Origin of the sequence: Vibrio sp. nBUS_14, from assembly GCF_051201655.1 — a bacterium.
Lineage (GTDB): Bacteria > Pseudomonadota > Gammaproteobacteria > Enterobacterales > Vibrionaceae > Vibrio.
Genome location: NZ_CP179207.1, coordinates 592,751 through 619,264, shown reverse-complemented (window position 1 = coordinate 619,264; position 26,514 = coordinate 592,751). Strand labels below are relative to the sequence as shown.

The 26,514-nt window shown below is 44.3% G+C and carries 24 protein-coding genes; 8 read left to right on the top strand and 16 right to left on the bottom strand.

The window, feature by feature from the left end; genetic code table 11:
- Positions 1-22 precede the first annotated feature (22 nt).
- The gene (locus ACMAZD_RS20345) at positions 23-325 is read right to left on the bottom strand and encodes a YnjH family protein (protein ID WP_435250359.1); all 303 of its coding nucleotides are present in this window, start codon (positions 323-325) and stop codon (positions 23-25) included.
- A gap of 100 nt (positions 326-425) precedes the next feature.
- Here ACMAZD_RS20345 and ACMAZD_RS20340 point away from each other — a divergent pair, with 100 nt between their 5' ends.
- The gene (locus ACMAZD_RS20340; RefSeq protein ID WP_435250358.1) at positions 426-1,025 is read left to right on the top strand and encodes a hypothetical protein; all 600 of its coding nucleotides are present in this window, start codon (positions 426-428) and stop codon (positions 1,023-1,025) included.
- Positions 1,026-1,166: 141 nt separating this feature from the next.
- Here the strand turns inward: ACMAZD_RS20340 and ACMAZD_RS20335 are convergent, their stop codons facing one another.
- A complete protein-coding gene (locus tag ACMAZD_RS20335) occupies positions 1,167-2,273 on the bottom strand; it encodes a 1-acyl-sn-glycerol-3-phosphate acyltransferase (RefSeq protein ID WP_435250357.1) in 1,107 nt (368 codons plus the stop codon).
- A 175-nt stretch (positions 2,274-2,448) separates the two neighbouring features.
- Here ACMAZD_RS20335 and ACMAZD_RS20330 point away from each other — a divergent pair, with 175 nt between their 5' ends.
- Positions 2,449-3,075: an AraC family transcriptional regulator gene (locus ACMAZD_RS20330; RefSeq protein ID WP_435250356.1), complete on the top strand. Its 627-nt coding sequence runs from the start codon at positions 2,449-2,451 to the stop codon at positions 3,073-3,075.
- A gap of 234 nt (positions 3,076-3,309) precedes the next feature.
- On the opposite strand, the gene ACMAZD_RS20325 is transcribed toward ACMAZD_RS20330, so the two are convergent.
- On the bottom strand, positions 3,310-3,813 hold the full coding sequence (locus ACMAZD_RS20325) for a hypothetical protein (protein ID WP_435250355.1): 504 nt from the start codon (positions 3,811-3,813) through the stop codon (positions 3,310-3,312).
- 21 nt (positions 3,814-3,834) lie between these two features.
- On the bottom strand, positions 3,835-4,356 hold the full coding sequence (locus ACMAZD_RS20320; protein ID WP_435250354.1) for a nicotinate-nicotinamide nucleotide adenylyltransferase: 522 nt from the start codon (positions 4,354-4,356) through the stop codon (positions 3,835-3,837).
- Positions 4,357-4,465: 109 nt separating this feature from the next.
- Between ACMAZD_RS20320 and nadE the strand changes: the two genes are divergently transcribed.
- Positions 4,466-5,296, top strand: coding sequence for an ammonia-dependent NAD(+) synthetase (nadE, locus tag ACMAZD_RS20315; RefSeq protein WP_054545766.1), 831 nt, complete (start codon positions 4,466-4,468; stop codon positions 5,294-5,296).
- A 101-nt stretch (positions 5,297-5,397) separates the two neighbouring features.
- Here the strand turns inward: nadE and ACMAZD_RS20310 are convergent, their stop codons facing one another.
- A complete protein-coding gene (locus ACMAZD_RS20310) occupies positions 5,398-7,269 on the bottom strand; it encodes an MOSC N-terminal beta barrel domain-containing protein (RefSeq protein ID WP_435250353.1) in 1,872 nt (623 codons plus the stop codon).
- Between the two features lie 218 nt (positions 7,270-7,487).
- Here ACMAZD_RS20310 and ACMAZD_RS20305 point away from each other — a divergent pair, with 218 nt between their 5' ends.
- Together ACMAZD_RS20305 and pyrC are read left to right on the top strand one after the other, a co-directional pair.
- Positions 7,488-7,646: a YqaE/Pmp3 family membrane protein gene (locus tag ACMAZD_RS20305; protein ID WP_017059962.1), complete on the top strand. Its 159-nt coding sequence runs from the start codon at positions 7,488-7,490 to the stop codon at positions 7,644-7,646.
- 189 nt (positions 7,647-7,835) lie between these two features.
- Positions 7,836-8,864, top strand: a complete 1,029-nt coding sequence (gene pyrC, locus ACMAZD_RS20300) for a dihydroorotase (RefSeq protein WP_435250352.1) — start codon at positions 7,836-7,838, stop codon at positions 8,862-8,864.
- Positions 8,865-9,016: 152 nt separating this feature from the next.
- Here the strand turns inward: pyrC and ACMAZD_RS20295 are convergent, their stop codons facing one another.
- Entirely contained in the window at positions 9,017-9,922 is a 906-nt protein-coding gene (locus tag ACMAZD_RS20295; RefSeq protein ID WP_435250351.1) for a DUF808 domain-containing protein, read from the bottom strand.
- A gap of 175 nt (positions 9,923-10,097) precedes the next feature.
- Between ACMAZD_RS20295 and ACMAZD_RS20290 the strand changes: the two genes are divergently transcribed.
- On the top strand, positions 10,098-11,024 hold the full coding sequence (locus ACMAZD_RS20290) for a M14 family metallopeptidase (protein ID WP_435250350.1): 927 nt from the start codon (positions 10,098-10,100) through the stop codon (positions 11,022-11,024).
- Positions 11,025-11,222: 198 nt separating this feature from the next.
- Here ACMAZD_RS20290 and ACMAZD_RS20285 read toward each other — a convergent pair whose 3' ends face one another.
- The 10 genes from ACMAZD_RS20285 to xsc all read right to left on the bottom strand — a co-directional run bounded on the left by ACMAZD_RS20285 (position 11,223) and on the right by xsc (position 23,521).
- Positions 11,223-12,830, bottom strand: a complete 1,608-nt coding sequence (locus tag ACMAZD_RS20285) for a BCCT family transporter (RefSeq protein ID WP_435250349.1) — start codon at positions 12,828-12,830, stop codon at positions 11,223-11,225.
- Between the two features lie 520 nt (positions 12,831-13,350).
- A complete protein-coding gene (locus ACMAZD_RS20280) occupies positions 13,351-13,923 on the bottom strand; it encodes a hypothetical protein (protein ID WP_435250348.1) in 573 nt (190 codons plus the stop codon).
- Between the two features lie 235 nt (positions 13,924-14,158).
- The gene (locus tag ACMAZD_RS20275; protein WP_435250347.1) at positions 14,159-15,079 is read right to left on the bottom strand and encodes a cache domain-containing protein; all 921 of its coding nucleotides are present in this window, start codon (positions 15,077-15,079) and stop codon (positions 14,159-14,161) included.
- Between the two features lie 11 nt (positions 15,080-15,090).
- On the bottom strand, positions 15,091-16,431 hold the full coding sequence (locus tag ACMAZD_RS20270) for a TRAP transporter large permease (protein WP_435250346.1): 1,341 nt from the start codon (positions 16,429-16,431) through the stop codon (positions 15,091-15,093).
- A 37-nt stretch (positions 16,432-16,468) separates the two neighbouring features.
- Positions 16,469-17,011, bottom strand: a complete 543-nt coding sequence (locus ACMAZD_RS20265; protein WP_102414182.1) for a TRAP transporter small permease — start codon at positions 17,009-17,011, stop codon at positions 16,469-16,471.
- 164 nt (positions 17,012-17,175) lie between these two features.
- Positions 17,176-18,177, bottom strand: coding sequence for a TRAP transporter substrate-binding protein (locus tag ACMAZD_RS20260; protein ID WP_286299249.1), 1,002 nt, complete (start codon positions 18,175-18,177; stop codon positions 17,176-17,178).
- A 117-nt stretch (positions 18,178-18,294) separates the two neighbouring features.
- Positions 18,295-19,761, bottom strand: a complete 1,467-nt coding sequence (locus ACMAZD_RS20255; RefSeq protein ID WP_435250345.1) for an NAD(P)/FAD-dependent oxidoreductase — start codon at positions 19,759-19,761, stop codon at positions 18,295-18,297.
- Positions 19,762-19,808: 47 nt separating this feature from the next.
- On the bottom strand, positions 19,809-20,246 hold the full coding sequence (locus ACMAZD_RS20250; RefSeq protein WP_102313822.1) for a nuclear transport factor 2 family protein: 438 nt from the start codon (positions 20,244-20,246) through the stop codon (positions 19,809-19,811).
- A 265-nt stretch (positions 20,247-20,511) separates the two neighbouring features.
- A complete protein-coding gene (locus ACMAZD_RS20245) occupies positions 20,512-21,327 on the bottom strand; it encodes an FRG domain-containing protein (protein ID WP_435250344.1) in 816 nt (271 codons plus the stop codon).
- A 382-nt stretch (positions 21,328-21,709) separates the two neighbouring features.
- Positions 21,710-23,521: a sulfoacetaldehyde acetyltransferase gene (gene xsc, locus ACMAZD_RS20240; RefSeq protein ID WP_004731917.1), complete on the bottom strand. Its 1,812-nt coding sequence runs from the start codon at positions 23,519-23,521 to the stop codon at positions 21,710-21,712.
- A gap of 262 nt (positions 23,522-23,783) precedes the next feature.
- On the opposite strand from xsc, the gene ACMAZD_RS20235 reads away from it, so the two are divergent.
- Both ACMAZD_RS20235 and ACMAZD_RS20230 read left to right on the top strand, forming a co-directional pair.
- Complete coding sequence (locus tag ACMAZD_RS20235) at positions 23,784-24,767, top strand: AAA family ATPase (protein ID WP_435250343.1); 984 nt, start codon at positions 23,784-23,786, stop codon at positions 24,765-24,767.
- 3 nt (positions 24,768-24,770) lie between these two features.
- Positions 24,771-26,489, top strand: a complete 1,719-nt coding sequence (locus tag ACMAZD_RS20230; protein ID WP_435250342.1) for a cobaltochelatase CobT-related protein — start codon at positions 24,771-24,773, stop codon at positions 26,487-26,489.
- Positions 26,490-26,514 lie beyond the last annotated feature (25 nt).

The window sequence follows — 26,514 nt, the reverse complement described above, 5'->3', positions numbered from 1 at the left end:
TTTATATAACTAAAAGACGAGTTTATTGCTCGTCTTTTTTTATAATTTCAACCCATCCCAGTGCACCATTGGTCTCAAAGTCATTTTCGGCAGCACATCGAATCAACACGCCTGAAACGTCAACGACAGCACCTAGGCTATATGCCTTATCATCATAATAACAAACTCGTTGCTGTGAACCACTCTGAGTGACGACAACTGCAGCCTTAGCGGGCATAGATATTGTTTTATTAGCATTCACTGATACTGAATAAAACACAGAAGTTAAAATCACAAAACCTTTTAGAATTTGACACTTTATTTCAATCACAGATCCACCTTTCATTGTGTTCTATTCCTTTTTACCTACCACAAATGAGTAAAACACTATGCGAGAATAATTTTTTCATTATAGTGTTAACGTCTATCGTAATAAGAAGCTTGTTATGCTCCGAATAATTACACTTATTATTGGTTCTTTAACCATAACAAATGTGACCGCAGAACCACTCGATCAATATCAAATATTGAACCATCTCGATAATTACGGAAACTTATATTTACGAAATAAACCTTACACGTCGCTTCCGACGGGGTTAGTGGTCGATGGCAACCTCAATATAGAAAATACCGCGATAACACGTCTACCCAAAGGGTTAGAAGTAAATGGCAGCCTTAAAGGCGGTAACAGCCAACTCGCCCAAGTTCCTTCGGGAGTAAAGATAAAAGGCTATGTCGACTTGATTGGCAGCCAAATCACCAGCTGGCCTCGAGGTGTCAGAGTTGGAGGGTTTATTAACCTAACCGATACGCCGCTTCAAAGATTGCCTAACAGTTTTCGAGTGAAAGGCGACCTCAGTGTGATCCGCACTCCTTTAACAGAACTCCCAAATGGGATAGTCATTGATGGAGACTTATATATAGGCGGTTCTGCGATTACTGCATTTCCCGATACGATGACAGTGAAAGGAAACATCTTCCTCGGTGGTAACACGATTACCACATGGCCAACCAACTTAGATCTTGGTGGCGCGGTGGCTCGCTGATACAAAAAAGGAGCTTCGGCTCCTTTTTTGTATCAATCTCTTGTTGGTTAGTGACTATGCCCACCAACCAATAAGCTCACTAGACGTTATGCTTACTAGCCATTTTGTTTATTAGGCAACAGCGAGCTAGCCAATAACGAACTAGACAATGTTCTTCACTGGGTTTGCATAACTATCAATTAAGTACTGACGAGCACCTTGAGGTAGGCCTGATAGCTTTTCTTCAAACTCTTTTTTAACGACGTCTGTAATAGACTCGTCTTCCTTCTCAGCAGCCAATAAGTTTACTGGAAACAGTTTGTAGTTTTCATGGATCTGGCGGTCGATCTCTTGAGCAAGTGCTTCTGGAGTTTCGAAATCTTGATCGATAACCTGACCAAAACCAACATGAACGCGCCCTTTATTACCGATGATACCTTGAATGATACTTTCGATATCTTCAAACTCACCTTTTTCGTAACTGCCGTTTACGTCTTTTTCAAAAAGCTCGATCGCTTTAGCAATGTCACATGGGTCGTTTTCATATGAAATAGACACAGGAACGATCTTCAATGATTTCACGTATTCAGGGAATGCGATTTTTTGCTTACGTCCTTCAACATGGAACATCTTCAAGATTGCTGGCTCAGTAAAATCATTACCGTCTTTTGCACGACCTTCTTTTTGAGCAATCCAGATTGAATGCCCCATTTCCAAAGAATGCTTGATGTACGAAGAGAGCTGGCCAAGCGCTTTCATCATTTCACGCGGTCCTTTCAAAGAACGCTTTACAATGAAGCTCTTATTAAGGCGCATCAGTTCAGTCGCACACGGTTTCTTCAACAAGTTGTCACCGATTGCAATGCGGCAAGTTTGATGATTGTTGCGATGTAATGCGTAGTTAACTAACGCCGGATCCATAGCAATATCGCGGTGATTTGAAATAAACAGATAAGCTTGGTTAGCGTCCAGAGATTCCACACCTGTGTATGTCACACCGTTGGTGGTTTTCGCTAACGTATCTCGCAAGTATTTCTTAACTTCAATCTGAATGGACTCAACGCTGGTGAGCTTACTCCATTTCATTTTCAAGTAAACGCGCAAGATAGGACTCATTAATGCTTTAAACCAAGACGCATGGTTTGAAAAACGATAGTGCAGAATCGCATTGATAAATTCTTCATCATTAATAAGACGGTTTAGTGCCGCTGGAATTTCATCATCGCCGTAAGGACGAATATCAACATATGGATCGATCGGAGAGGTCATTTTTTAATTCATATAATAAATAGCTGACTTATTCTACGCGTTGTTTTGACTTCCCGCAGCTACAGAGCCCATACTTTTGATAAGGTCAGACCAGAAAGATTGAAAATCCCCTGTTATTGTTGGCATTCTTTAAGATTAGGGGTAATCTTGACGTCCCAAAACTAAGGTACTATCTATGAACTTCGCTATTGAATATACATCGGCTTACTTTTCACACTTGGTGATCACACCTCGCAAGAAAGTACTAAAACATAGCCTTGTATCGGTTCAGAGTGGTTTGGTTTTGATAAAGCTTGGTAAACAAGAATACGCCGTTGAACCGGGACAGAGCATTTGGGTTCCTTATGACTGCTTAACCTCACTGACCTACTTTCCAAACACACAGGTGAATAGCGTAGACTTCTCCGTTCGTCTGACCGACTCGTTCCCACGACAAGCGGGTTACATCACGCAGACTAACCTGTCATTGGCGCTATTAGAGAAACTAGAATTCACCAAAGCTCGCGCGACCAATGCCAACAATACCGAGCAAGCGTTCAAAGAGATGTTGTCTGTACTCAAACAAGAAGTACTGGCGTTTAAACCTTTGCTTTGTGAAAGTGCCCTATCTCAGCGATTCAATCAGTGGAACATTGATGATTCGAATCTGCCACAAGAGCACACCTTGGTGATGGTAATGCGCGAAGCGAAGAAACGCATGCAATCAGGTCAAAAGCGCACGCTTGTTATTGATGATTTGTTCTCTGGAAAAGAAGAAGAGTTCGAACAACTGTGCATGCTCGTGTTTGGTGAAGACCTATAAGCAAGAGTATCGGACACCCATTCTCTGCTCACTAGACTGCTCTTCACTCGCTGAGTTACTGAGAGAGTTAAAGCCCCTCTTCAGTCAGTTTGTAAAGCAAACATCTAAATTAAACGACAAAAAACCAGATACTAAAAAGCCGCAAAAACTCAGTTTTTGCGGCTTTTTCTCTATTATTGTCGTTTCTTAGCTTAGCACTACTTAAAAAGGCACTGCCCGAAAGGATACTTTTGTCTAGAAAGGTAGCTCAACCTGCATCATAAGGTCTGCGTCTCTTGAATCATGCCAACGGTAGTCAAAGCGCATACGAGGTTGCCCGTCAACTTTCTCGCCAAAACCGATACTCAGTTGAAGGCCGTGATTCATCAACCACTCTTCAGTCGACATATCGTACTGTTCATCTTCGAGATCTTCTGGAAACCACATCCCTAAACCAACATAGTTGGATTCAAGGCTTTGCGTTAACAATGGCGTATCTTTATTTTGAATAACCCAATCAGACCAATAGTCTGCGGTACTTTCTGGCTCTTCATCACTCAACCCGCTGATTTCAAGCATACGTTGACCAAAAGATTCAATACTCGAAGAGAAGTCTAAACAACTGTTTTCATCATCAGAAGTCAGCATGATCGAACCTAGGCTAAAGAAATCACAATCAGCATGAGCATGAGCATGAGCAGACATATTGCATGCTGCAATAATCAACGTCGCTGGTATCACGCGCTTTAGCATAGTCATCAGACCTCTGAAATAGTGAATCTACATTGTTGTATACAGACCACTGTTTTGCAATATCTTTGTAACTGACGTTGTACTCAGTTTTGCCACATTGCTCCCATTTTGCAAAGCATTGCGAATATCTGTACTGCGGATTTTGACTTTTTCAGGGCAAGCCATAACTGACCAACGCTCAGTTATCTCATCAGATTTATAGAAAGATGAGAACTTAAAGAAGTTGTCAGGCCCAATAACGAACGTCAGTTCCGCATCTGGATGTTGTTTTTGAAGTTCACTGAGTACCGCGTAGGTCGTCACGCTTTCACCTGGTGTAAACAGGCTCTTTTCGATCAAAGAAAGCTCAACTTGATCCAATGAAAGATCACTAATAAACACCTTAACTAACTGACACCTCGTATCAAAGTCTAGCATCTCTTTTCCCCAAGCATGGGCAATACTTGGAACGAGTAGGATTTTGTCAAAGTGAGCCAACGAATCAATCACACTTTTATGCCCCAAGCTCGGTGGATTAAACGCACTACCGAAAATGGCTATTTTTTCCATGGTTTATTGCTGCCTTCTCTTTCTAAGCTTGTGCAAAGAGGTTTTTAAATCGGATGATTTAGGTATGATAACACTAGATTTTTAATTTGCTTGCAGAAAAGGAATACGAATGGAACAGTTAATTCGTGACGAAATGCGCGTACTACCTTCAATTGATCCTCACTTTGAAGTGACTCGTCGTGTGGACTTTATTAAAACGAAACTTCAGCAGTCAGGCTGCAAATCACTGATACTCGGTATCAGTGGCGGTGTAGACTCAACGACCTGTGGCCGTTTAGCACAAATGGCGATCAACAGCCTCAATGAAAACTCTGGCAACAACGACTACCAATTCATTGCTGTTCGCCTGCCTTATGGTGAGCAAAAAGATGAAGACGAAGCGCAACTTGCTCTTTCTTTCATCCAACCTTCTCAATCCGTTTCTGTAAACATTAAAGCGGGTGTTGATGGGCTTCACGCAGCCTCTCACGTAGCTTTAGAAGGCACAGGCTTACTACCAACAGATTCTGCGAAAATAGACTTTGTGAAAGGTAATGTGAAAGCTCGTGCTCGCATGATCGCACAATACGAAATTGCGGGTTACGTTGGCGGCCTTGTGATTGGTACTGACCATTCAGCAGAAAACATCACTGGCTTCTACACTAAGCATGGTGACGGCGCATGTGATTTAGCACCATTGTTTGGTTTGAACAAACGCCAAGTTCGTGAGCTTGCAGCAACGCTGGGCGCTCCAGAGCAACTTGTTAAGAAAGTACCTACCGCTGATCTAGAAGAGCTTGATCCACAGAAAGCCGATGAAGCAGCGTTGAACCTTTCTTACGATCAGATTGATGATTTCCTTGAAGGCAAAGAAGTCCCTCAAGATGTATCAGATCGTTTAGTTGGCATCTACAAAGCAACACAGCACAAGCGTCAACCAATCCCAACGATCTACGATTAATTTTTTGAATTAGTCTCAGAATCAAAAAGGCCGGACGTTCATTTCAGTGAACTTCCGGCCTTTTCTATTTGATGCACTTTTCTTTATGATCTAACGAGTCGTTAATCCACAACTTCGATATCAGTTTGCGGAACACTGCAACACGCCAGTATTTGCCCCATATTACGTTCATGATCTTGTAACGCTGGTACATCAGGTTGGTGAACTTGCCCTGACTCAAGGGTCACTTTACAAGCGCCGCAGAAACCCGCACGACAACTTGAAGCAATAGACACACCCGCTGACTCTGCCTGCTCTAGTAAGGTTGACTGATTATTACCTTCGAACAAGTAACCATTCACACTCAATTGCAGTTGCTTCACAGCTTCCTCGGTCGATTGAGCCACTCCAAACGCTTCCTGATGATAATGCTGAGGATTGAGCCCCATTTGAATCAGCAGTTTCTTTGCATTATCCATAAAGCCATCAGGGCCGCACACGAACGCTTGGCGTTTGTGTAGTTCTGCAATTTTAGCAACATGCGACACGCTTAGACGCCCAGATAAACCAGCCCATTCTTTGGTTGGTTGGCTTAACGAATAAATAACGCGAAGACCCGCATGCTCACTGGCAATTTTATCAATCTCAGCTTGATAAGGAATATCTTCTTCGCTGCTGCATTGATGATAGAAAACCACATCATCAATTTGACCATGGTCTGCCAAGTAACGAAGCATCGACAGCATTGGCGTGATACCGCTGCCTGCAGACAAAAGCAGTAACGGGTGAGTTGGATTCGCTTCTAAGTAGAACTCGCCATCTGGATTTTGAGCAACCAGCGAGTCGCCCACTTGGAAATGGTCATTCAACCAGTTAGAGATCTGGCCATCGTCCACTCGCTTCACTGAAATCGCTAAGCGACCCGCTCGTGATGGGCTAGACGATAACGTGTAACGACGAGAGACCTTCTCGCCATTAATCATCATCTCAATCGGTAGATGTTGTCCAGGCTGGTAACTTGGTAGGGAGTGGTTCTCTTTAGCAGGCTCTAACCAAAATGTAGTGAAGTCACGAGCGATCTCTTCGCGCTCAACACAAGTAAAGTGCAACGACTCAACCCAAGTGTCATCATAGTGCTCTTTCTCTTTAGTTTCGAGCACTTCAACCACATCACCGAATTTGACTAAGCCTTCATTTTTAGCCAAAAGATTCTGACCAAAGAAAACACCACCGCGTTCATTAGCTCGGAATGTAGAGAAAGTATTAAGCGGCTCTTTAGTTGGTCTAAATTCGCCGCGTTCAACGTCCACCGTCGTTAGAATACAGCGCTCACAAGGTTTCACCGCTTCGAATTCTACCTCACCGATACGGATACGCTTCCAGCTGTCTTCAGCAAAGGCTTCGGTATTAGAAACCACGAAGTTAGTGCGGAACTGGTCCATTGAATGCACTTCAGGGCTGCGGCGATTAAGCTCATCAAGCGATGCTTGGCTGATCACTAAGATTGGATAACCATCAGCGAAACTGACATTCTGGCCAAGCTTTTCACGCACTCGATTCGATTGCTCACCAGAGAACAGTAGCTCAACACGGACACCTAACATATCGCTGAACCAATCATCGGCTTCATCATTGGTAGTGTAAGCAGTGAAACTGTCTTTCCAAACCGTTGCTGGCGCTTCTTGCAACTTGAAATTCGCGTATTTTAAACGCAACGGTTCTTTACCTTCATAAGTAAAAATCAAACCGTCTGGTTGCAAGCTCGAAGATACCTTAACCATTTTCGGATACTTACGCGCCGTGATCATCGAACCGTCAGCCAGTGCCAACATAAAGCGTCGGTCGAAGGTAAGGCCTTGTTTTTCAACCCAGGCAGAAGAGAGAGAGATCCCGCCTACTGATTTTACCGGAAACACATTAATTTGAGATAAGGAGGGCTGTTGACCTGAAGGATCTTGCTCCAAAGCCTTTCCATTTGAAGGTAGCTGCGACATAACGATTCCAATGTTTTGTTGTTTGTCCCAATGCTAACAAATGGTTATAAATAGATAAACTGGCAGGCATTAAACACTTGATACTAAGCTAATATCTTAAGATGTTTAAACGACTGTCTTCTATACATAAAGACACCAATGCATTAACTTTCTCCATACGTTCTATAATTTGAACACGGTTATCGCATTGAACCTTCATTGAATAAAAAGGATTTATCATGAACAAACTCGTCATTATCATTTTATGTGTACTGCTTCCGCCTGTTGGCGTGTTCTTCGCTCGTGGCGCCGGGAAAGATCTAGTGATTAATATCATTCTTACCTTCTTCTTCTGGGTTCCAGGAATGATCCATGGTCTGTGGGTAGCCACCCGCTAACCCTTATTAAATAAATACCGAATAAAATACCCATAAAAACAAGCTCCTAGCCCTGAAGAGTTAAAAATAGGATGAAATGAAAGTGCTTTTCCACTATCATCCTGTCGCCTAAACGTAAGCGATTGCTTTCACAAATATCGCCGAGTTTAGGCTCCAACTACATAACACTTCAAATGGTGGGAGCCTTCAATGACACAACTTACGATTACTCGTCCTGACGACTGGCACGTTCATCTACGCGATGGCGAAGTATTAAAAGATACAGTTCGCGATATCAGCCGTTACAATGGTCGAGCGTTAATCATGCCAAATACCATCCCACCGGTAACCGATACCGAAATGGCTCTTGCTTACCGTGAACGCATCATGGCAGAGCAGCCAAGTGAACAATTTCAGCCTCTAATGGCACTTTACCTGACAGACAACACAACACCTGACGAAATTCGTAAAGCGAAAGAATCTGGCGCTGTTGTAGCGGCGAAGCTATACCCTGCTGGCGCGACGACAAACTCGGATTCAGGCGTAACTTCAGCTCAAAAGATCTACCACGTACTCGAAGCGATGCAAGAAGTGGGTATGTTGCTGCTGGTACACGGTGAGGTAACGGCTCACGATATTGATATATTTGACCGTGAAAAAGAGTTTCTAGACACGGTTCTAGCGCCGATTGTTAACGACTTCCCTAACCTGAAGATCGTTCTAGAGCACATCACGACTGCAGATGCTGCAACTTTCGTTAAGAACGCTAACGAGAACGTAGCGGCAACCATTACTGCTCACCATTTACTTTATAACCGCAACCACATGTTGGCTGGCGGCATTAAGCCACATTTCTATTGCCTACCTATCCTTAAGCGCAACACGCACCAATTGGCACTTATCCAAGCAGCGACAAGCGGTAGCAAGAAGTTCTTCTTGGGTACAGACTCTGCGCCACACGCGAAAGGTGCAAAAGAATCAGCATGTGGTTGTGCAGGTTCTTACACAGCGCACGCTGCAGTTGAACTGTACGCTGAAGTATTCGATTTAGAAGGCAAGATTGAGAACCTAGAAGCGTTCGCGAGCCACAATGGTCCAGACTTCTACGGTATGCCACGTAACTCAGACACAATCACGCTCGTTAAAGAAGAGTGGAATGTTGCTGAAACGATGCCTTTCGGTTCAGACATTGTTGTGCCAATCCGTGGCGGCGAGACTATTGCTTGGTCTGTAAAATAAGCATTTGGACGGTAAAATAAACCCCTAGTCGGTAAATAAGGGCTTAGGTTGTTAAATAAACACCCTCCATTTAACGAAAAGGGCCACCATAATAATTATAGTGGCCTTTTTTTCGATGAAAGACTGTCTTATTCAAAAAAGTAATTTAACGATTACTTACCACGAATTTTTCCAATAGCAGTCCAAATAGCAACGACAATCAATCCAGCTAAAAACCCAATCACACCATTCAACAGCGTTGGTACCACTGCTGTCGCAAGAGTATATCCACTGAAGTCCATAATAATCGGTTCAATTAAGTGATGAATTGCAGGAACATTGTGTACCACAATACCGCCGCCAACCAAGAACATCGCAGCCGTGCCGACAACCGCAAGCATCTTCATTAGCTTTGGCGCAAATGCGACGAGCCCATTACCCAAACTGGTTTTAATGGCACTCCCATTTGATGTGCGTTGAAGATAGAAGCCTAAATCGTCTAGCTTCACTATCCCTGCCACTAAGCCATAAACCCCAATCGTCATCACAACCGCTATCAAGCTCACCACAAGAATCTGAGTTACGATACTTGTACCCGTTACGGTACCCAGCGCAATTACAATAATTTCCGCAGATAATATAAAGTCAGTCCGAATCGCACCTGATACCTTTCTCTTCTCATACTCTTCAACAGATTCGCCCGAGCTGCTTCCCTCATCTTTCTGTTCGTGGTGATGAGCATGAGGAAAAAGCTTTTCTAAGATTTTCTCTGCCCCTTCAAAACAAAGAAACAGACCACCAATCACCAGTAGTGGCATGATCAACCAAGGAATGAATGCACTAATCAACAATGCCGCCGGAACCAAAATCAGCTTATTTTTAAATGAGCCTTTTGCGACCGCCCATACCACTGGGATTTCTCTTTCAGCAGAAACACCTGACACCTGCTGAGCGTTAAGGGCTAAATCGTCACCCAATACGCCTGCAGTTTTTTTAGCTGCCACCTTAGACATCAATGCGACATCATCCAACACGGTTACAATGTCATCTAGCAGTGTTAATAAACTTGCTCCAGCCATTTTATTGTCTCTTTATAAAGGATTTAACCATCGATAAAATGTAACACCATCAATTCACTCATCAAAGTTATGAGTCTGTAAAAAATAAAGTCACAAGTTGTGTTTTCTATTGCTGTCTTTGTTCGACAGGAATAATCTGTCTTAATCTTTCACGAACATAAAAGAAAAAGTATAGATGAAAAGTGAATCTACCTACCCGATTGGTAAGCCTGGGCAAAAATGGCAACAAGCAGAACGTGAAGTATGGTTAGCTCAACGAACGGTTAAGCGTGAATACCAGCAAGAAGTTGTATCAAAGATTAAAACACTTGCAGACCGCTTTGACATCGAACAATACGGCGCATTGAGCTACGAAGAAGCTCGCTTCCCGCTCTTTGCAATCAAGAGCAAAAACTGGGATGAGTCAAAGCCGACGATTCTGGTCACTGGTGGTGTTCACGGTTACGAAACCAGTGGTGTACATGGCGCTATCAAATTTGCAGCGACCCAAGCAGAAAAATACGCTACGCACTTCAACATTGTAGTAGCACCTTGTGTAAGCCCTTGGGGCTACGAAGTGATCAACCGTTGGAACCCAAATGCTGTTGATCCAAACCGCTCTTTCTACGAAGGTACACCAGCAGAAGAATCAGCAAACCTACGAGCTTTAGTTGCGTCTCTGCCAGAAATGTTGGTTCACGTTGACCTGCATGAGACAACCGATTCTGATGAAACCGAATTCAGACCTGCACTCGCAGCTCGTGACGGCATTGAGTACATCGAAGGTATGATCCCAGACGGTTTCTACACTGTTGGCGATACTGAAAATCCTCAACCAGAATTCCAAGCAGCGGTCATCGCTTCAGTTGAAAAAGTAACTCACATTGCCCCTGCGGATGACGAAGGCAAGATCATTGGTTCAGACGTCACTCAACACGGCGTGATCAACTACCCAATGAAGAAGCTTGGCTTATGTGGCGGCGTGACTGACTGTAAGTACGGTACAACCACTGAGGTTTACCCAGACAGCGACAAAGTAACAGACGAAGAGTGTAACGATGCTCAAGTTGCTGCTGTAGTCGGTGCTTTAGATTACGTAATTCAACACGAACTGAACACATAAGCGAATAGCTAGCATCTAATAGCTAACCCTTACAGCTACAAAAAAGAGCCATAAGTGATGATTCACTTGTGGCTCTTTTTTATCTTGCCTCTGATTTCTTCTTGGGCATAAAAAAGCTCCCTTGCACCGAGTACAAGAGAGCTTTGAATTATGCTGAGTAAAGTAAATCCCTATCTCGCGACTTACTTAATTCACGATTTATTTTGTAGTTTGAGTAACGGTTTCTTGCCCTTTACCGACCTCTGTCAGTAGGCCTTTCAACAAGCTCACACAACCGATCAGAAGAATGATCGTAAACGGCAGTGCAGCAATGATCGTGATCGATTGAAGTGCTTGGATAGATTGAGTGCCACCAATCCACAGCATCACCATCGCGATAACACCTGAGATAACCGCCCAAACCACTTTCTGTTTCACTGGCACTTCTAGTTTACCACCCGCTGTCATGCCATCGATAACGATAGAGCCTGAGTCTAGCGTTGTAACGAAGAACACAATGATCAGTGCGACTGCGAGAACTGACAGAATGCTACCAAACGAGTATGCATCTAGCATGTAGAACAAGCTTAGAGATACATCAGTGATACCTTGGTCGAACCCAAGTTGCCCTACATGATTAATCACTTGCTCAATAGCCACACCACCGAAAATAGACATCCAAGCTGAAGTGACCAATGTAGGGATAATCAGTACGCAAAGTAGGAATTCACGAACCGTACGGCCTTTAGAAATACGCGCTACAAACATACCGAAGAATGGTGCATACGCAACCCACCATGCCCAGTAGAACACAGTCCAGCCATGCAGCCATGTTGTGTCTTCACGGCCTGAGCTTTGGCTCAATGCTACGATGTTTTTAACGTAGCCAGTCGCAGCCGTCGCCACAGAATCAAGCACTGTAGTGAAGTTAAGAACAGCAATCAAACCAAGGAATACAAACGCAATAACCATGTTCAGGTTACTTAGGAACTTAACACCACCGTCCATGCCACGTAGAACAGAGATGATCGCCAAGCCCATGATCAGCACGATGATAGATTGCTGAAGGAAGATGTTGTTTTCCAAGCCGAACACGTGACTGATACCACTTGCTGCTTGTGTACCACCTAAGCCCAATGAAGTCGCAAGACCAAACAGAGTAACCAGTACGGTTAGTACATCGATTACATCACCGGTTTTGCCCCACACACGCTCACCCAGAATTGGGTAAAACACAGAACGCATTGATAGCGGTAAGCCTTTGTTATAAACAAAGTACGCTAGACAAAGCGCCGTCATACCATAGATAGCCCATGCATGAAAACCCCAGTGGAATACGGTTGCGCCTAGCGCTAGTTCACGACCAGCGGCTGTGAAAGGTTCTGCGTCTAATGGTGTTCCGAACCAGTTCGTGAAGAACGCAGTTGGTTCTGCAACACCCCAGAAGATAAGTCCAATACCCATACCTGCTGCGAACAACATCGCAATCCACGATGACATTGAATAGTCCGCCGTCGCGTCTTCGCCACCTAAACGGATTTTACCCAACGGTGAAAAAGCCAGAACAACAGCAAACGCTAGCATGATGTTAGCTCCCAACATAAACAGGAAGTCAAACTTTGATAGAACAGCACCCTTAATAGAATCAATTGCAGCTTTAGCATCTGCAGGAGGAAGAGCAAGAAGAGTGATGATAAAGAGAAGAGATAAGCCTACTGAGGCTACGAAGACGGTGTTATGGACATCCATGCCCCATTTACTGACGTTATCTTGACCAACTTGATAGTCAGTAGAATCGATACTGTATTTTTTTGATTTAAAACTCATAAATTATGATGTTCGCATATCCGAATCAACGAATATAAGGACGCTCTCCATATCCAACTACTACTTGATTGGCTCGCCATTTCACAAAAATAAAACGTGATAAAAACCACCGAGCAAGGTGATAAATGGACTTACTAGCTCAATCCCAGGACGCTTACAATAGCACAGCACGAAGCATTTTGACTGAGTTTTCGCTCAATAGTCACCCAAACCACCGTCAATCATGATAGTTGAGGCAATAAAAAAAACAAATAAAAACCTTTAAATACAGCGTATTAAATAAAAATAACGCACTGTGAAATATCATTCAAAGTTTCTACAGATAATTTTAATAACCACCAAATTTACTTATAGCTCTAACAAAAAAGCCCCGCTATAGGGGCGGGGAAAGTTACCAAAGGTAAAAGAGAAATCGGTATCTCGATTGCGGCGCTACTTCTTAAAGTGGCGCGGCAGTTAGTTAGCGTTCAATCGCGAAGTACTGTTAGTTCGTGGCGCTATATAAAATCGAGAGGTAACATTAAATCGCGTAGCAAAACCCTAGGTTGTAGTCTTCGCCATTCTTCGCTGTGAACTCTTTATCTTCGCTCGATGCATTCGGTCGACCGCTTTCATCGCCTTTCACTAAGCTCACCCAGTGACGGATTCCTGAAGAGCGACTAGCCTCTGTTTGGCCAAACGTAGTGCATGTCTCAAGTTGAATATCTTGAATATCAACCAACTCCAAGTGGCCGGTACCTTTACGAGCACCGATTGTCACTTCAACGTGTGTACCGCTTTCGTCACGGAATAATATTGCTGAAGGCTTTGATTTATCACCAGTGTAAGCCACAAAGTGTTTAGCGCGTTTTAGGCCGGTGTGTTCACCGTTTTTGAAGTAAACCTGAACATGTCGATAATCAATCTCGTAGCTCACCGCGTTTTCGTGTGAACCCGCCTCAAGAGGAAATAGAGTATCAAGCAACTGTTTCGCCATTTTCTGTTTTTCGAGTTGCTTGTCTGCTTTCACCATTTCGACGGCAAAGACAGCTTCAGCAATAAATGTTGAATGGTTTCTGTGAAGTTCTGTTTTGTCTAGTGTCAGCATATTCATAATCTTTCCCTCTTACGGCTTTGAATTTCATGTCGGTCAAAAATCCTGATTGACCCTTTTCAAAATTGTTCTTTACTGTGTTGCTTCCATGTATTTCATACTACCTGTATTTCTGAAACAATTTCACAACAAAAATTTCACACTGTTAATTTTACTAAATTGATTTTTTACACACCCCCGTATTTTGAGCCCTAGCCCTTTATTTAACTGGGCTGAGGGCTCACTAGAAACACTTTTACGTGTTGTTTGATTTTGTGTAATAACCGACCCCAACCAACTTATTGTCGATCACTCGGTAGTAGGTATGCTTGGTTTCGACTTTACTCGACAGCGGATTCAGCCATCGGTAGGTGTAAACTCCACGCCCATTTTCTTTGGCGAGATTCAACATCTCAGTAAGAATCGGTTTATCGTCTGGACTTAGGATTTCGCTGTGTGATCGCCCGACAAGTTCAGGAGAAACACCGTGTGCGAGCAACTTTCCAGAGCTCATGTCCATAACAAACACATACAAGTCCCCTTCAACAAAACTGCCTTCGCTATTGTTGAATTCGGTAATGCTGTCTTGTTCAGATTCAACTATCGCCGTCATGGCTCTTGCCAATAATCGCTTAGCCTCTGTGGCACTCGAACGTTCAGGGTAGTAACCCACTGCCACAATCACATCGCCCACGCGCTCGAAGAAGGTGGTTTTAGGCTCGCCCATGCGGTCGGTAGGATTCGTCCAATGGTACTGAACTTCACCAAAACCGTTGTGTACCGCTTTAGTGATCATTTCTCTGAAAAAAGGATTGCCGTAAACATCTTGAGTGTCCAAAACACTGTCACCCACCAGCACCATTGAAGAGCCACCACTGGCGAGGAATTGGCCATCAATGCCTAAAGCAAACACATAAAGCTCACCGTCTATATATTCAGAGTCGCTCATGAAGTCACTCACGCTCTCATCGCCATCCTTTTGCACATGTATAACCGCTTTCGCAAGCAGCGTTTTGGCTCTTCTTTCAGCGTCACTGATCACATGTGGCTCTGAAATTTCGAGCACATTGACTGGCTCATTTTCTTTCGCTGTTTCTGAATGTTCGGCACGTAATCCAATGCCACTGATCACTGCAAATACGGCACAACCAATAAGGATAATTCTTGATATATTCATAGTGACCTCTCCTAATAGCCCACTAAGGACGGTAGCCAAAGCGTAATTTTTGGGAAGAAAGCGATAACGAATACGCCGACTACGGATGCAAGAACAAAGGGATGGATCTTCGCGGTGATCTGCTCGACCGTGGCCCCGCCTATCCCCGAGGCGACAAAGATATTTTCACCAAGCGGAGGTGTAGCAAAACCTATTGATAGCGTACACACCACCACGATCCCAACGTGCGTTGGATCGGCGCCAAGCATGTACATAATTGGCAGTAACACGGGCACGATGATCATGATTGCAGCCAAGGTTTCCATGAACATGCCAATGAACAACAGTAAGGTGATCGTCAGCGCCCACACCATGTACATATTGTCGGTAAAACCGAGCAGTGACTCAGCCACTACAACTGGGATTTTTTGTTCTATTAGCAAGCGTCCAAAAACCGTTGCGGCGAATAGAATCAACAACACACGTCCCGTGATCCAGGTTGTTGTCGACAGAGACTTAAGCGTACTTTTGAACGACAGCTCTCGGTGAATAAACACACCAACAAACAACGAATAGAAGATAGCGACGACCGCTGATTCTGTCGGCGTAAACATACCGCTGTAGATACCACCAAGAATCAGAAACGGAGCCAATATCGACCATAAACCACGGCGTAAAGAGTGCCTTACTTCGCCAAATGACCATGTTTCAGTCAGTCCTTTATAGCCCTCTCGCTTGGCAATCACGTAATTGGTAATCACTAGCGTCGACGCCATGATAAATCCAGGAACAACCCCTGCGACAAACAGTTTTGGAATAGATAAAGAGGCGAATTCTCCGTGTTGAGCAATGGCTTCAGGTGGTGCCATCAAGCCCATGGCGGAAATGCCAAAAATAACTAAGGGAATGGAAGGCGGGATGATAATACCCAAGCCACCCGATGCAGCCGTTACTGCCGATGCGTAACTCTTGTCATATTCACGTTTAACCATCGCAGGCACCATTAACATACCTACCGCGGCTGTGGTTGCAGGGCCTGAACCTGAGATAGCACCAAAGAATAAACACGCCATAACGGTTGCAGCGCCAAGGCCACCCGTCACGGGTCCGGCTAAACTCTCTGCGATATCCACCAGACGTTTGGAGATACCCGCCGCCTCCATTAATGCACCAGCAAGAACAAAGGCTGGTAGTGCCATTAATGGGAAGTTACCCACCGAGGTAAACGCGATTTGTACTAAAGCGATGGGATTTTTGTCGAGCAACATATAGGCCGCCATCGAAGCGCCGGCCAGTGAAACTGTGATTGGTGCACCTAGGATTAACAGGGTTAAAAAGCCACCAAATAAAATTAGAGTTAAATAGGATTCCATTATTACATCTCTCTATTACGACTATTCTCTGTGACGACTACTGCGTCGATTTTTGTGCCGTCATTTTGCGCAGTTCTTTCACTTCCGGATCTTCGTTTGTCGCGCCCTTGAATAAACGCTCGTAGTTGTTCCAGATAATTCGAATCATCATCAAGGAAAACGCGATAGGCAAAATCATATAGAAGTACTTCATTGGGATGCCTGTCGTCTGAGACTTCCAAAACAGGTTCATTTTGTTGAACACGAAATCGTAGCTGAGGTAAACAAAGTAACCGTTGAAACATAACCATAAGAAGTCGGCGATGGTTTCACTCACGGTTTGCACGATGGGTGGGAAGAATTTGAAATGGAAGCTCACTCGGTTGTGGGCTGACATTTTGGCCGCCACAACAGCGCCTAGATAGGCAAACCAAACGAACATGTAAGTCGCCACTTCATCACCCCAAGGGATGGAGTAATCAAAGAGCTGACGAGTAAGAATTTGTGTGAACAGTAATAGGACAAAGCTTGCGAGCAGCAGACAACAGGTATATTCCTCAATGTTGTTAAGATGCTTTTTTATAGTTTTAGCGACTGACATATAACCTCCAATGTTGATTTCCACATGACAACCAGTCGCTCACGGTCCTAAAAAGATCAGGTACAGAACAGATCAACGAGTAAAGCCATGTAAATGCCCTATCTCACTGTTCTATCGCTAGGTGATTAAGTAGCAGATAACAGCAGATAGGGCGTATCTAATCGTTACTTTCTACCTAGTAACTCAAGAACATCGTCTAGCTTGTCTTTGCCTCCAATGCTTGAATAGAACTTAGGCCAAACTGATTTCGTTACCTTGCTGATCCACTCTTGCTCATTGTCTGCTGGGTCTGTGAATACCATGCCTTTTGCTTGCAGTTCTTCACGGATCTTGTTTTCAGTATTTTCTAAGTAAGTGAAGCTGTGCTCTGTCGCTTCCTGACCTGCTTCAAGAATGATCTTTTGCATTTCAGGCGTCTGTTGTTGGAAGACAGTTTCACTGACGATTAGCGGTTCAAGTGAGAAGATGTAACGCAGATTTGTTACGTACTTTTGTACTTCATTGAACTTCATCGCATGAACAGTGATGTATGGGTTATCTTGACCATCAACTACGCCTTGTTGTAGGCCAGTAAAGGTCTCAGACCATGCCATTGGTGTTGGGTTTACACCCCATGCTTGGTACGAAGCAATCATGATTTCGTTACGCGGAACACGAATCACTAGTCCTTTCAGATCCGCTGGTGAAGCGACTGATTTTTTAGAGTTAGTCAGAACCCTAAAGCCAGAATAAGCCCAACCAACGATACGAACGCCTGCATCACGAATGGTGTTATCGACAAGATCTTGGCCCACTTGGCCTTGAGTTAATAGCACCGCTTCTTCTGCACTTTGAATGACGTAAGGCATGGTCAATAGACCAACAGTTGGAGAGAAAGGTGTTACGTTATTGATCGCCAATACAGAGAAGTCGAGTAAGCCGATTGCCGCGTCGTTGACGGTATCTTGCTCATTGCCCAATTGACCATTCGGGAACAGGTCGATTTTGACTTTGCCGTCTGTTTTTTGCTCCATCAATTCAGAAAATGATGTCGCTAATTCCCATTGAGTACCACCAGCAGCATCGCCGATAGCCATTTTAAAATTTGCTGCTGCCGCGGCATGAGATAGCATCGCTGTTGCTACAATTGTGACGCCAGCAATAATTTTATTTTTAATAAATTTCATAGTCTTAACCTTTCATATCATACAGACGTCCTGCCTGTACTTTGCTCACAAGGTGACCTGGTACAACTTTCCTGGTCGTAGTTCTATTTCCCTATTTTGGAAACAATGTTCGAGTAGTTAAAGCACTTCATCCTTTAACGAATACCACTGATAAAGGAACTGTTGCCCTACTCTTCGAAATGGTGCAAACATCTCAGATTCCACCACTTCCCTCACGTTGGGGAACGGAAGTTTTGATTCAAATATTGGCAAGTCAAGCTTATGACCTTCACCTGCGATCCACTGGGCAAGGCGCTTGCCTGCTTGAGCGGAGTACATCACACCATTGCCGCCATACCCTAGTGCGTAGAATATGGATTGCTTTGGATTCGGCTGATAGATTCTTGGCATCATGTCGTGGCTAACATCCACCCAACCCCACCATGAATAATCGATTTTGATCTGATCGAGAGAAGGGAATTTTCGGGTTAAGTCCGCTCTCAACATATCCTCGTATTTCTTTTCAGGTGCATTCTTGCCACTGATGGCACTGCGTGTACCGATCTGCACTCGGTTATCGGGTAACAAACGGTAGTAATGACGCAGGATTCTGGTATCCGTAATCACCTGATTGGTTTTGAAGTTACACGCGGCAATTTCTTCTTGACTTAACGGACGTGTCACCATCGAGTTAGAAAGTACAGGTAATAGGCGATTCTTAAGCTCTGAATGCAAACCTTGGCTGGTATACCCACCGGTACAAACACCGACAGAACGAGCCTTAACCACACCACCTGGTGTTTTTAGGTAGTGCACACCGTTGCGTGTTTCCCAACCCATCACAGGGCTTGCTGGGTGAACTTTTACGCCGAGTGCTCGCGCCTTTCTTAGATAGCCAAACGCCAGTTTCCCTGCATGGATGCCAATACCTTCTGGCTCATGCATTGCGCCTGCCGCTTCTTGGTCACCAACGTAATCACGCTTTACGGTTTCCGCATCTAAGATCTGCGCATCGTAATCGAACGTGTCACGCAGCAACTTGGCTTCTTTCTCGAGTGTTGCCATCACTTTTGGACGGTGAGCAACGTATAAGTGGCCACCCGGCTGCGGGTCACAATCAATGTCTTTGATCAGAGACTTAAAGGTGTTCATGCCATCGATGCATTCGCGGTGCATTTTTAGCGCGGTTTCGAGTCCCCAGCGTTCAATCCACTGAGAACGCTTCAAACGTCCTGACGCACACTGAGCCTGACCACCATTTCGGGTACTGCAGCCCCAACTCATGCGGTTAGCTTCAATCACAGTCGCTTTAATGCCGTACATTTCAGCAAGGTGTATCGCGGTGCTTAGGCCAGTGTAGCCTGAACCGATTATCGCTACATCGACATCCATATCCGATGTAATTGGACCATCATCTTCAGGTGGCGCGCCTGCGGTATCTACCCAATAAGTCGGGGCGTATTCCTTACCGTGACCTGGGCTCTTGTCTTTAAGTGGATCGTATTTTGGATCGTATCTTTCTTTTGCTTGGGTACTTTCTTGTGCTTGGGTGCTTTTCACCTTTGGCGGCACATCGGCTGCCGGTTGTTCCATTACTAAACTCATAATTCGACTCTCCTAGTCATAACACGTGACTGATTTTGGTTTCGTGTCTAGCTCTTGGGAGTATTGCTGGGAGTCAAAAGAGGTCGTGTTTTACGGAAGGCATTTTTTACGCTGATTTTTCCATCTTTCAGGGTAAACACATCAACCATACGAGCTTCGATGACAGTGCCATCAGGGTTAGTCGCAGAGAACGTTGATTCACTCACCGCGCGGTCACCACACACAAAGTGGACAGGGTCGCTCCAGGCTGCATCTGGAAAGTTCTGCCAAACCAATTCAAAGCTATTGCGAACGGCTTCGTACCCTTCGATAGTGTTTCCAAGTTCGCCTTCTCCTGCCACGGTGTGGAAGACACAGTCTTCGGTCATAAACGACATTAGCGCTTCAATATCATGGTTATTCCATGCATCACTAAAAGATTGTAAAAAGGCGGTGTCGACTTGGTTTTCCAGCACGAACGTCGCTGCATTGGTTTGCATATTCATATTCCAGAATCCTTTATGTTTTCGTTATTGGTTTAAATTTCAGTAGCTTTGCGCCACTTTTTTATTAGAGTGTTTAAACTAGATCTGTGAAAATTTAACAACTTGATAACAAGATTCGCCACTCTAACTTCGAGTTACTTTATAAACAATCTTTAAGCTCACAGATTTCATCTTTTTATAAATTAATTGGTGTTCTAATTTTATTTATCCTGTAACTCACTAGATTTATATGAGCTCTAAATAAAATCAGTAGAAATATTAGACTTTAGTCGAAATCAAAATCTTGATGATACTTTCGGCCATACTGCTCAAGCTGGCGATCATGAGTATTAACTTGTAATTCGATATTACCCTCACCTTTATTAATTGCTTGATTGCTATCTACATGGGCTTCATTTTTCAAATCAGCCAGTTTCTCTTCAATATATTCTGTCGGTTCATTTAAAACATTCATGGAGATTAATTCCTTTATCAGGTTTACTTTCGCTGATGGAAGAATATGAACGGAGACTAGACCGTTTGAATATTCTTTCTCATCGTACAAAGGTTGAATGGCATCATTGCCACCTTCCTTAAATGGGTGAATGGAATACCACTTGTCTTTTCGTTGCTCTTGCTGATCACAATCAGCCACATTGAATATCTGAGTTCTATTGAGGTCACATGGTGAGTTAAAAAAACTAACCTTATGATAATCAATAGCTTTGATAATATTGATACAGTCTTTACTTTGGCTGTAACATACAGACCACAGCGCATTAATCAGGTTATCTGTCCATTCAAGTAAACGGGTTGGAAACCCCTGTTTCTTGGCTAAACACATCAATAACCAATCGTTTATCTCGTGTGCACTCAACGAATGCCCGCCATAAACTCTCACGGTCGATAGAAGCTCTTGTTCGACACGGCGAATGTTCTTCCGATTTGATCGACCTAAGCTTGGCATCAGGTTATTATTTTCGTAATCACACACGTTATAAATTAAACCACGATGCCCACTACACTCAGCAATTAGCGAATCGATTATTTCATACAGTTCTTCTATTGAACTTATATAACGTTTATTTTTCACAACATGCATGTAATAGGTCACTTAATTTAAATTCGGTACAATCCAAGCATCAACATTTACGGCTAGGTAATAGGTAATAGGTAATAGGTAATTAACATCGTTAGCTATAACTTCCCAAAATGATAATATGTATATATCTTCGTCAAAATAACTATTTGTGGATCCATTAGTTAAGGATCGATTAATAATAACGAGTGAAAAAGTGTATATATCTAAAACCACTTATATACTTATGAGTCATTTAATTAGTGTTCTAATGTTTAACTAGAGATTATTGAACTAAGCGTTTACGTTCTTCACTTAAGCACTTTGCCAATACCCGTTAATATTGCCCGACCACGCACTCGACAACATTCTCGATGATGCGCTGGCCGGACAAACTTCCTACGACTTATACGTAATCTTTGTATTTATCTAGGAAACGAACCGGTGTTGATAGTGCATCTCGGCGGAACGGGTCGCCCAATTCCTGAGTACACATGATTTCAATGATGGTTGTTTTTCCTTCGTTCATTTGCATGTCGATGGCTTTTTGCAGAGTTGGGCCTACATCTTCTAGCTTATCAACCGTGATACCTTCTGCGCCCATTGCTCGTGCGATCTCTGCAAAGCTTTGGTTTTCAAGTTCACCAGCAACAAAGCGTCGGTTGTAGAAGTCGACTTGGTTCTTCTTCTCAGCACCCCATTGACGGTTGTGGAATACCACGGCTGTCACTGGAATGTTATGGCGAACACATGTCATGGTTTCCATCAAGCTCATGCCCCACGCACCGTCACCTGCATAAGAGATAGCTGGGCGATGAGGTGCTGCCGCTTTCGCACCAATGATGGTCGGGAACGCGTAACCACAGTTACCGAAACTCATTGCAGCAAAGAAGCTACGTGGTTTTTCAAAGCGTAAGTAGCTGTTTGCCACTGAGTTGATGTTACCGATATCCGTCGAGACCATTACGTCTTCAGGCATCGCTTTTTCTAGCTCACGCAATACTTGGCGTGGGTGTAGGTATTCACCGCCAGAGAACGGAGTCTCGTGTGAGTTTTCCTCAATCATATCTAAGCTGAAAGAGTCACGTTCGTGTGTCCACTCATCAAGCTCTTTTTCCCAAAGTGCTTTCTCTGTTGCGACTGTGTCTTGACGAGCGCCTTTGTTGTCATCACACAACAGTGCACGACCTTCTAATCTTTCAGATAGAGCAACCGCAGCGGCTTTCGCATCACCACAGATACCAACTGAAATCTTCTTAACTAGGCCAAGCATCTTGTTGTCTGCATCAATCTGAATGATTTTCGCGTTCTTTGGCCAGTAGTCCATGCCATGTTGAGGCAAAGTACCAAATGGACCGAGACGTGTACCTAAAGCGATAACCACATCCGCTTGAGCCATCAATTTCATTGCTGCTTTCGAACCTTGGTAGCCTAGAGGGCCACACCATAATGGGTGACTCGCAGGGAAAGAGTCATTGTGCAGGTAGCTGTTCACTACAGGTGCACCTAGTCTTTCTGCTAATGCTGCACACTCTTGAACTGCATCTGCCATTACCACACCGCCACCAGAAATGATGACTGGAAATTTTGCTTCAGCAATAAGGTCTGCTGCTTCATTCAGAGACTTCTCGCCACCTGGACCACGGTCTAAACGCGCTGGTTTAGGGATCTCGGTTTGAGTCTCACCGTAGAAGTAGTCACGTGGAATATTCAGTTGAGTTGGACCCATTTCGCTCATCGCGCGGTCGAAGCATCGGCCTGTGTATTCCGCCATACGGTCTGGGTGCGTTACGTGTCCTTGATACTTAGTAAACTCTTGGAACATTGGAAGCTGGTTACACTCTTGGAAACCACCTAAGCCCATTGTTTTTGTACCTGTCTCTGGCGTCACAATGACGACAGGGCTGTGTGCCCAGAACGCCGCAGCAATCGCAGTCACACAGTTACTAATACCTGGGCCATTCTGCCCGATAACCACACCATGGCGACCAGATACACGAGAGTAACCATCTGCCATGTGAGCAGCACCTTGCTCGTGTACCACTGGGACCAATCGAATGCCAGCAGGAGCAAAGATATCCATTGCGTCCATAAATGCTGACCCCATGATGCCGAACATGTCGGTAACATCATTAGCAACCATAGTTTCAACGAACGCTTCTGATGGTGTCATTGTTACTGTGCCGGAAACAACCGTACGTTTTTCTTGCTCGCTCATTCTTCCATTCTCCTTGAGTTAACCAAAATTTCATTTTTCGGAATGAATTGTCTCTTTTTCGAATTCAATTTCACCTTAGTAGTAGAATTTTTTCTCGTCAACTTTTTATATTAAATTGGAACAATTCATTCTAATTAATAAAACTGGATCACATTATTGGTAGTTTTTCGTACAAAAAGTGCCATTAACTTAAGAGGAGCTGTTAATAATCGATGACATATCGCGATAGCAGCGACAAGTGATGAGCTATATAGAGGGAAATATGATGAAAGAGGCGGAATTGATACCAACGCAACCGGTAAGTGTGAGAGAACGCTTTGGGATCGACAGCAACCTAACCGTAATGGCATTTGAACATGCGGGCGAATACGTGCCTAAAGTCGACCCTAACTACTGTTTTGATCCTGAAGTGACGCTGGCTATATTGGCAGGGTTCACCTCCAATCGTCGCACACTGATTCAAGGCACACATGGGACGGGCAAGTCTTCTCACATTGAACAAATCGCCGCGAGATTGAACTGGCCATGCTTGAGGATCAACCTAGACGGGCACCTGAGTCGCTTGGATTTCATAGGTAAAGACAGCATCGTCATTAAAGACGGAATGCAGATAACAGAGTTTAAAGAAGGCATTCTTCCGCAAAGCATTCAACAACCCATCGCACTGGTCTTAGATGAGTACGATGCAGGACGACCAGATGTGATGTTTGTGATTCAACAACTGTTAGAGCAAGACGGTAAATACACCTCTTTAGAACAAAACCGAGTGATCACGCCTCACCCTTCTTTCCGCCTGTTTGCTACCTGCAACACGCTTGGCTTAGGTAACTTCTCCGGTTTGTATTCGGGTACTCAAGTGCTTAACCACAGTCAATTAGATAGATGGAACATCATCGCCACGCTCAACTATTTAGATCCACAACATGAAACTAAGATCGTGTTATCCAAGCTTCCAGAGCTGAATAATGAAAGTGGCCAACAACTGGTCGAGAAGATGATCGCCACAGCAGGATTAACGCGTAACGGGTTTCGGGCTGGTGACCTTTCAACGGTGATGTCTCCGCGAACGGTGCTCACTTGGGCCGAAAACATCCAAATATTCGACGATGTAGCGACCGCATTTAGGCTGTCATTCTTGAATCGCTGTGAAGACGAAGAGAAAGAGCTGGTTAGCGAATACTATTTCCGTTGCTTTGGTGAAGATTTAGAAACACCTACTCAAAACTATTCACACTCGGAGTCGTAAACCATGGCCAATGTTTCTTCTCAGCAGAAAAAGATCCTCGATCTTGGCGTGTCTGTCGCCAGAGCGATCAGCGGTGAGTTGAGTCTGAATTATCGGGGAGAGCGACTCTATAAAGGCAATAACCCCTGTTATTACCAGTCTGCACATACTAACGATCTCACCTTTGTTTCTCGCCATGAGTTAAAAAACAGCAAGCTTTCGATGCAAGGTAAGATCGATTCATCGGCACTGCGACTCTTGCTTTCAGATGCTGCTCTTCATTACTCATTGCGACCGAAAAACCAGGTCGAACGTCTGTTATATGATTTCTGCGAACAGGTACGAATTGAATCGCAAGTTCCATCTTATCTAAAAGGTGTAACCACCAGTATTCAGTTCAACTTTGCGTATTGGAGCGACCAATATCATCAGAATGGCTTCACCGAATCACGAATCGGCATGTTGCTGTTTACTCTGATGCAAGTCATCCACACCCGCTTAACCAGTCTCCCTCTTTCGGAACCAATCGCAGAGACCATTGAGTCGACTCGTGCCGGCATCGTGCCTACCTTTGGGCACAGCCTGAAGCGCTTAAAGCAACATAGAGCCGACCAAGAGTCATTTGCACAAAGCGCCAATGAGCTTGCAGCCCTTGCACAAGAGTTAATCATCCAAGAACAAGAAAGTGATAACTCGCCCACGCCAACGGTCGAAGAAGACATTAAGATCCTTGCGCAGCTTGCCTTGATTGTGGATGGTGACATTCAAGATCAAGAAGTCGATACCGATATCACAGGCAGTAGTAAAGTATTCGAGCTTTCGGGCGCGAATTATCAGGTCTTTAATTCAGAATTTGATCAAGTGATCGCGGCAGATAAACTCGTCAGGCGCGCCCTATTACTCGAACTGAGACAAAAGCTCACCGATGACATCATGGCGAGACAAGTCAACACTCGCCGTTTAGCCGCTATGCTCACCAGCTTTGTTGCCACGCCACAAAGGAACCGACGTCAGGACCATTTAGAAGAAGGCATTGTCAACGCCAATACCATCACCAAGCTCATCACTTCGCCATTGGATCGCACTGTCTTTTATCAACCAGACATCGGCGCGTCTCATCAATGTGCCATCACGTTTTTGATGGACTGCTCAGGTTCAATGCAGAAACACAGTCATAAACTAAGTTTGTTGATGGATACGATTCTCAAATCCGTTGGACTGGCCAACATTCCTTTTGAGATTATTGGCTTCACCACCAATAACTGGAACGGTGGCAAGGTCTATCGGCAGTGGCTTAAGCAGGGTCAACCGAAACACCCAGGTCGCTTAAACGAAGTTCGACATATTGTGTTTAAAGATTTTGATGCACATTGGAGACGCTCTCGCCTTGGCATTGCCAGCCTTCGGAAAGCAGACATCTTTAAAGAAGGGATTGATGGCGAAGCAGTGCAGTTCGCTAGTCAACGGTTGCAACAGCACAGTGCTCAGCGAAAGGTTTTAATCGTGTTCTCAGACGGCTGCCCGATGGATACTGCCACCAGCACCGCCAACGATCAGTTCTATTTGGATAACCATCTTAAACAAGTCATTGAACGTGAGTCGACCAAAAACGATATCGAAATTCACGGTGTGGGGATGGGTGTCGATTTAAGCCCGTATTACCGCAGTAACATCACTTTAGATGTGCAGGAAAGCTGTTTGTTTGGGTTATCTAGGAACATCTTCGAGATGCTAAAGCGTTAGGAGATATAGGTCGTGAGCAGTGAAG

What these genes read in the sequence shown, in the direction of transcription:
- ACMAZD_RS20235 (WP_435250343.1), top strand. Translation starts at nt 23,784, where the DNA reads ATGATGAAAGAGGCGGAATTGATACCAACGCAACCGGTAAGTGTGAGA.
- nadE (WP_054545766.1), top strand. Translation starts at nt 4,466, where the DNA reads ATGGAACAGTTAATTCGTGACGAAATGCGCGTACTACCTTCAATTGAT.
- ACMAZD_RS20305 (WP_017059962.1), top strand. Translation starts at nt 7,488, where the DNA reads ATGAACAAACTCGTCATTATCATTTTATGTGTACTGCTTCCGCCTGTT.
- ACMAZD_RS20295 (WP_435250351.1), bottom strand. Translation starts at nt 9,922, where the DNA reads ATGGCTGGAGCAAGTTTATTAACACTGCTAGATGACATTGTAACCGTG.
- xsc (WP_004731917.1), bottom strand. Translation starts at nt 23,521, where the DNA reads ATGAGCGAGCAAGAAAAACGTACGGTTGTTTCCGGCACAGTAACAATG.
- ACMAZD_RS20245 (WP_435250344.1), bottom strand. Translation starts at nt 21,327, where the DNA reads ATGCATGTTGTGAAAAATAAACGTTATATAAGTTCAATAGAAGAACTG.
- ACMAZD_RS20345 (WP_435250359.1), bottom strand. Translation starts at nt 325, where the DNA reads ATGAAAGGTGGATCTGTGATTGAAATAAAGTGTCAAATTCTAAAAGGT.
- ACMAZD_RS20340 (WP_435250358.1), top strand. Translation starts at nt 426, where the DNA reads ATGCTCCGAATAATTACACTTATTATTGGTTCTTTAACCATAACAAAT.
- ACMAZD_RS20280 (WP_435250348.1), bottom strand. Translation starts at nt 13,923, where the DNA reads ATGAATATGCTGACACTAGACAAAACAGAACTTCACAGAAACCATTCA.
- ACMAZD_RS20335 (WP_435250357.1), bottom strand. Translation starts at nt 2,273, where the DNA reads ATGACCTCTCCGATCGATCCATATGTTGATATTCGTCCTTACGGCGAT.
- ACMAZD_RS20265 (WP_102414182.1), bottom strand. Translation starts at nt 17,011, where the DNA reads ATGTCAGTCGCTAAAACTATAAAAAAGCATCTTAACAACATTGAGGAA.
- ACMAZD_RS20275 (WP_435250347.1), bottom strand. Translation starts at nt 15,079, where the DNA reads ATGAATATATCAAGAATTATCCTTATTGGTTGTGCCGTATTTGCAGTG.
- ACMAZD_RS20285 (WP_435250349.1), bottom strand. Translation starts at nt 12,830, where the DNA reads ATGAGTTTTAAATCAAAAAAATACAGTATCGATTCTACTGACTATCAA.
- ACMAZD_RS20310 (WP_435250353.1), bottom strand. Translation starts at nt 7,269, where the DNA reads ATGTCGCAGCTACCTTCAAATGGAAAGGCTTTGGAGCAAGATCCTTCA.
- ACMAZD_RS20325 (WP_435250355.1), bottom strand. Translation starts at nt 3,813, where the DNA reads ATGACTATGCTAAAGCGCGTGATACCAGCGACGTTGATTATTGCAGCA.
- pyrC (WP_435250352.1), top strand. Translation starts at nt 7,836, where the DNA reads ATGACACAACTTACGATTACTCGTCCTGACGACTGGCACGTTCATCTA.
- ACMAZD_RS20330 (WP_435250356.1), top strand. Translation starts at nt 2,449, where the DNA reads ATGAACTTCGCTATTGAATATACATCGGCTTACTTTTCACACTTGGTG.
- ACMAZD_RS20230 (WP_435250342.1), top strand. Translation starts at nt 24,771, where the DNA reads ATGGCCAATGTTTCTTCTCAGCAGAAAAAGATCCTCGATCTTGGCGTG.
- ACMAZD_RS20260 (WP_286299249.1), bottom strand. Translation starts at nt 18,177, where the DNA reads ATGAAATTTATTAAAAATAAAATTATTGCTGGCGTCACAATTGTAGCA.
- ACMAZD_RS20255 (WP_435250345.1), bottom strand. Translation starts at nt 19,761, where the DNA reads ATGAGTTTAGTAATGGAACAACCGGCAGCCGATGTGCCGCCAAAGGTG.
- ACMAZD_RS20250 (WP_102313822.1), bottom strand. Translation starts at nt 20,246, where the DNA reads ATGAATATGCAAACCAATGCAGCGACGTTCGTGCTGGAAAACCAAGTC.
- ACMAZD_RS20270 (WP_435250346.1), bottom strand. Translation starts at nt 16,431, where the DNA reads ATGGAATCCTATTTAACTCTAATTTTATTTGGTGGCTTTTTAACCCTG.
- ACMAZD_RS20320 (WP_435250354.1), bottom strand. Translation starts at nt 4,356, where the DNA reads ATGGAAAAAATAGCCATTTTCGGTAGTGCGTTTAATCCACCGAGCTTG.
- ACMAZD_RS20290 (WP_435250350.1), top strand. Translation starts at nt 10,098, where the DNA reads ATGAAAAGTGAATCTACCTACCCGATTGGTAAGCCTGGGCAAAAATGG.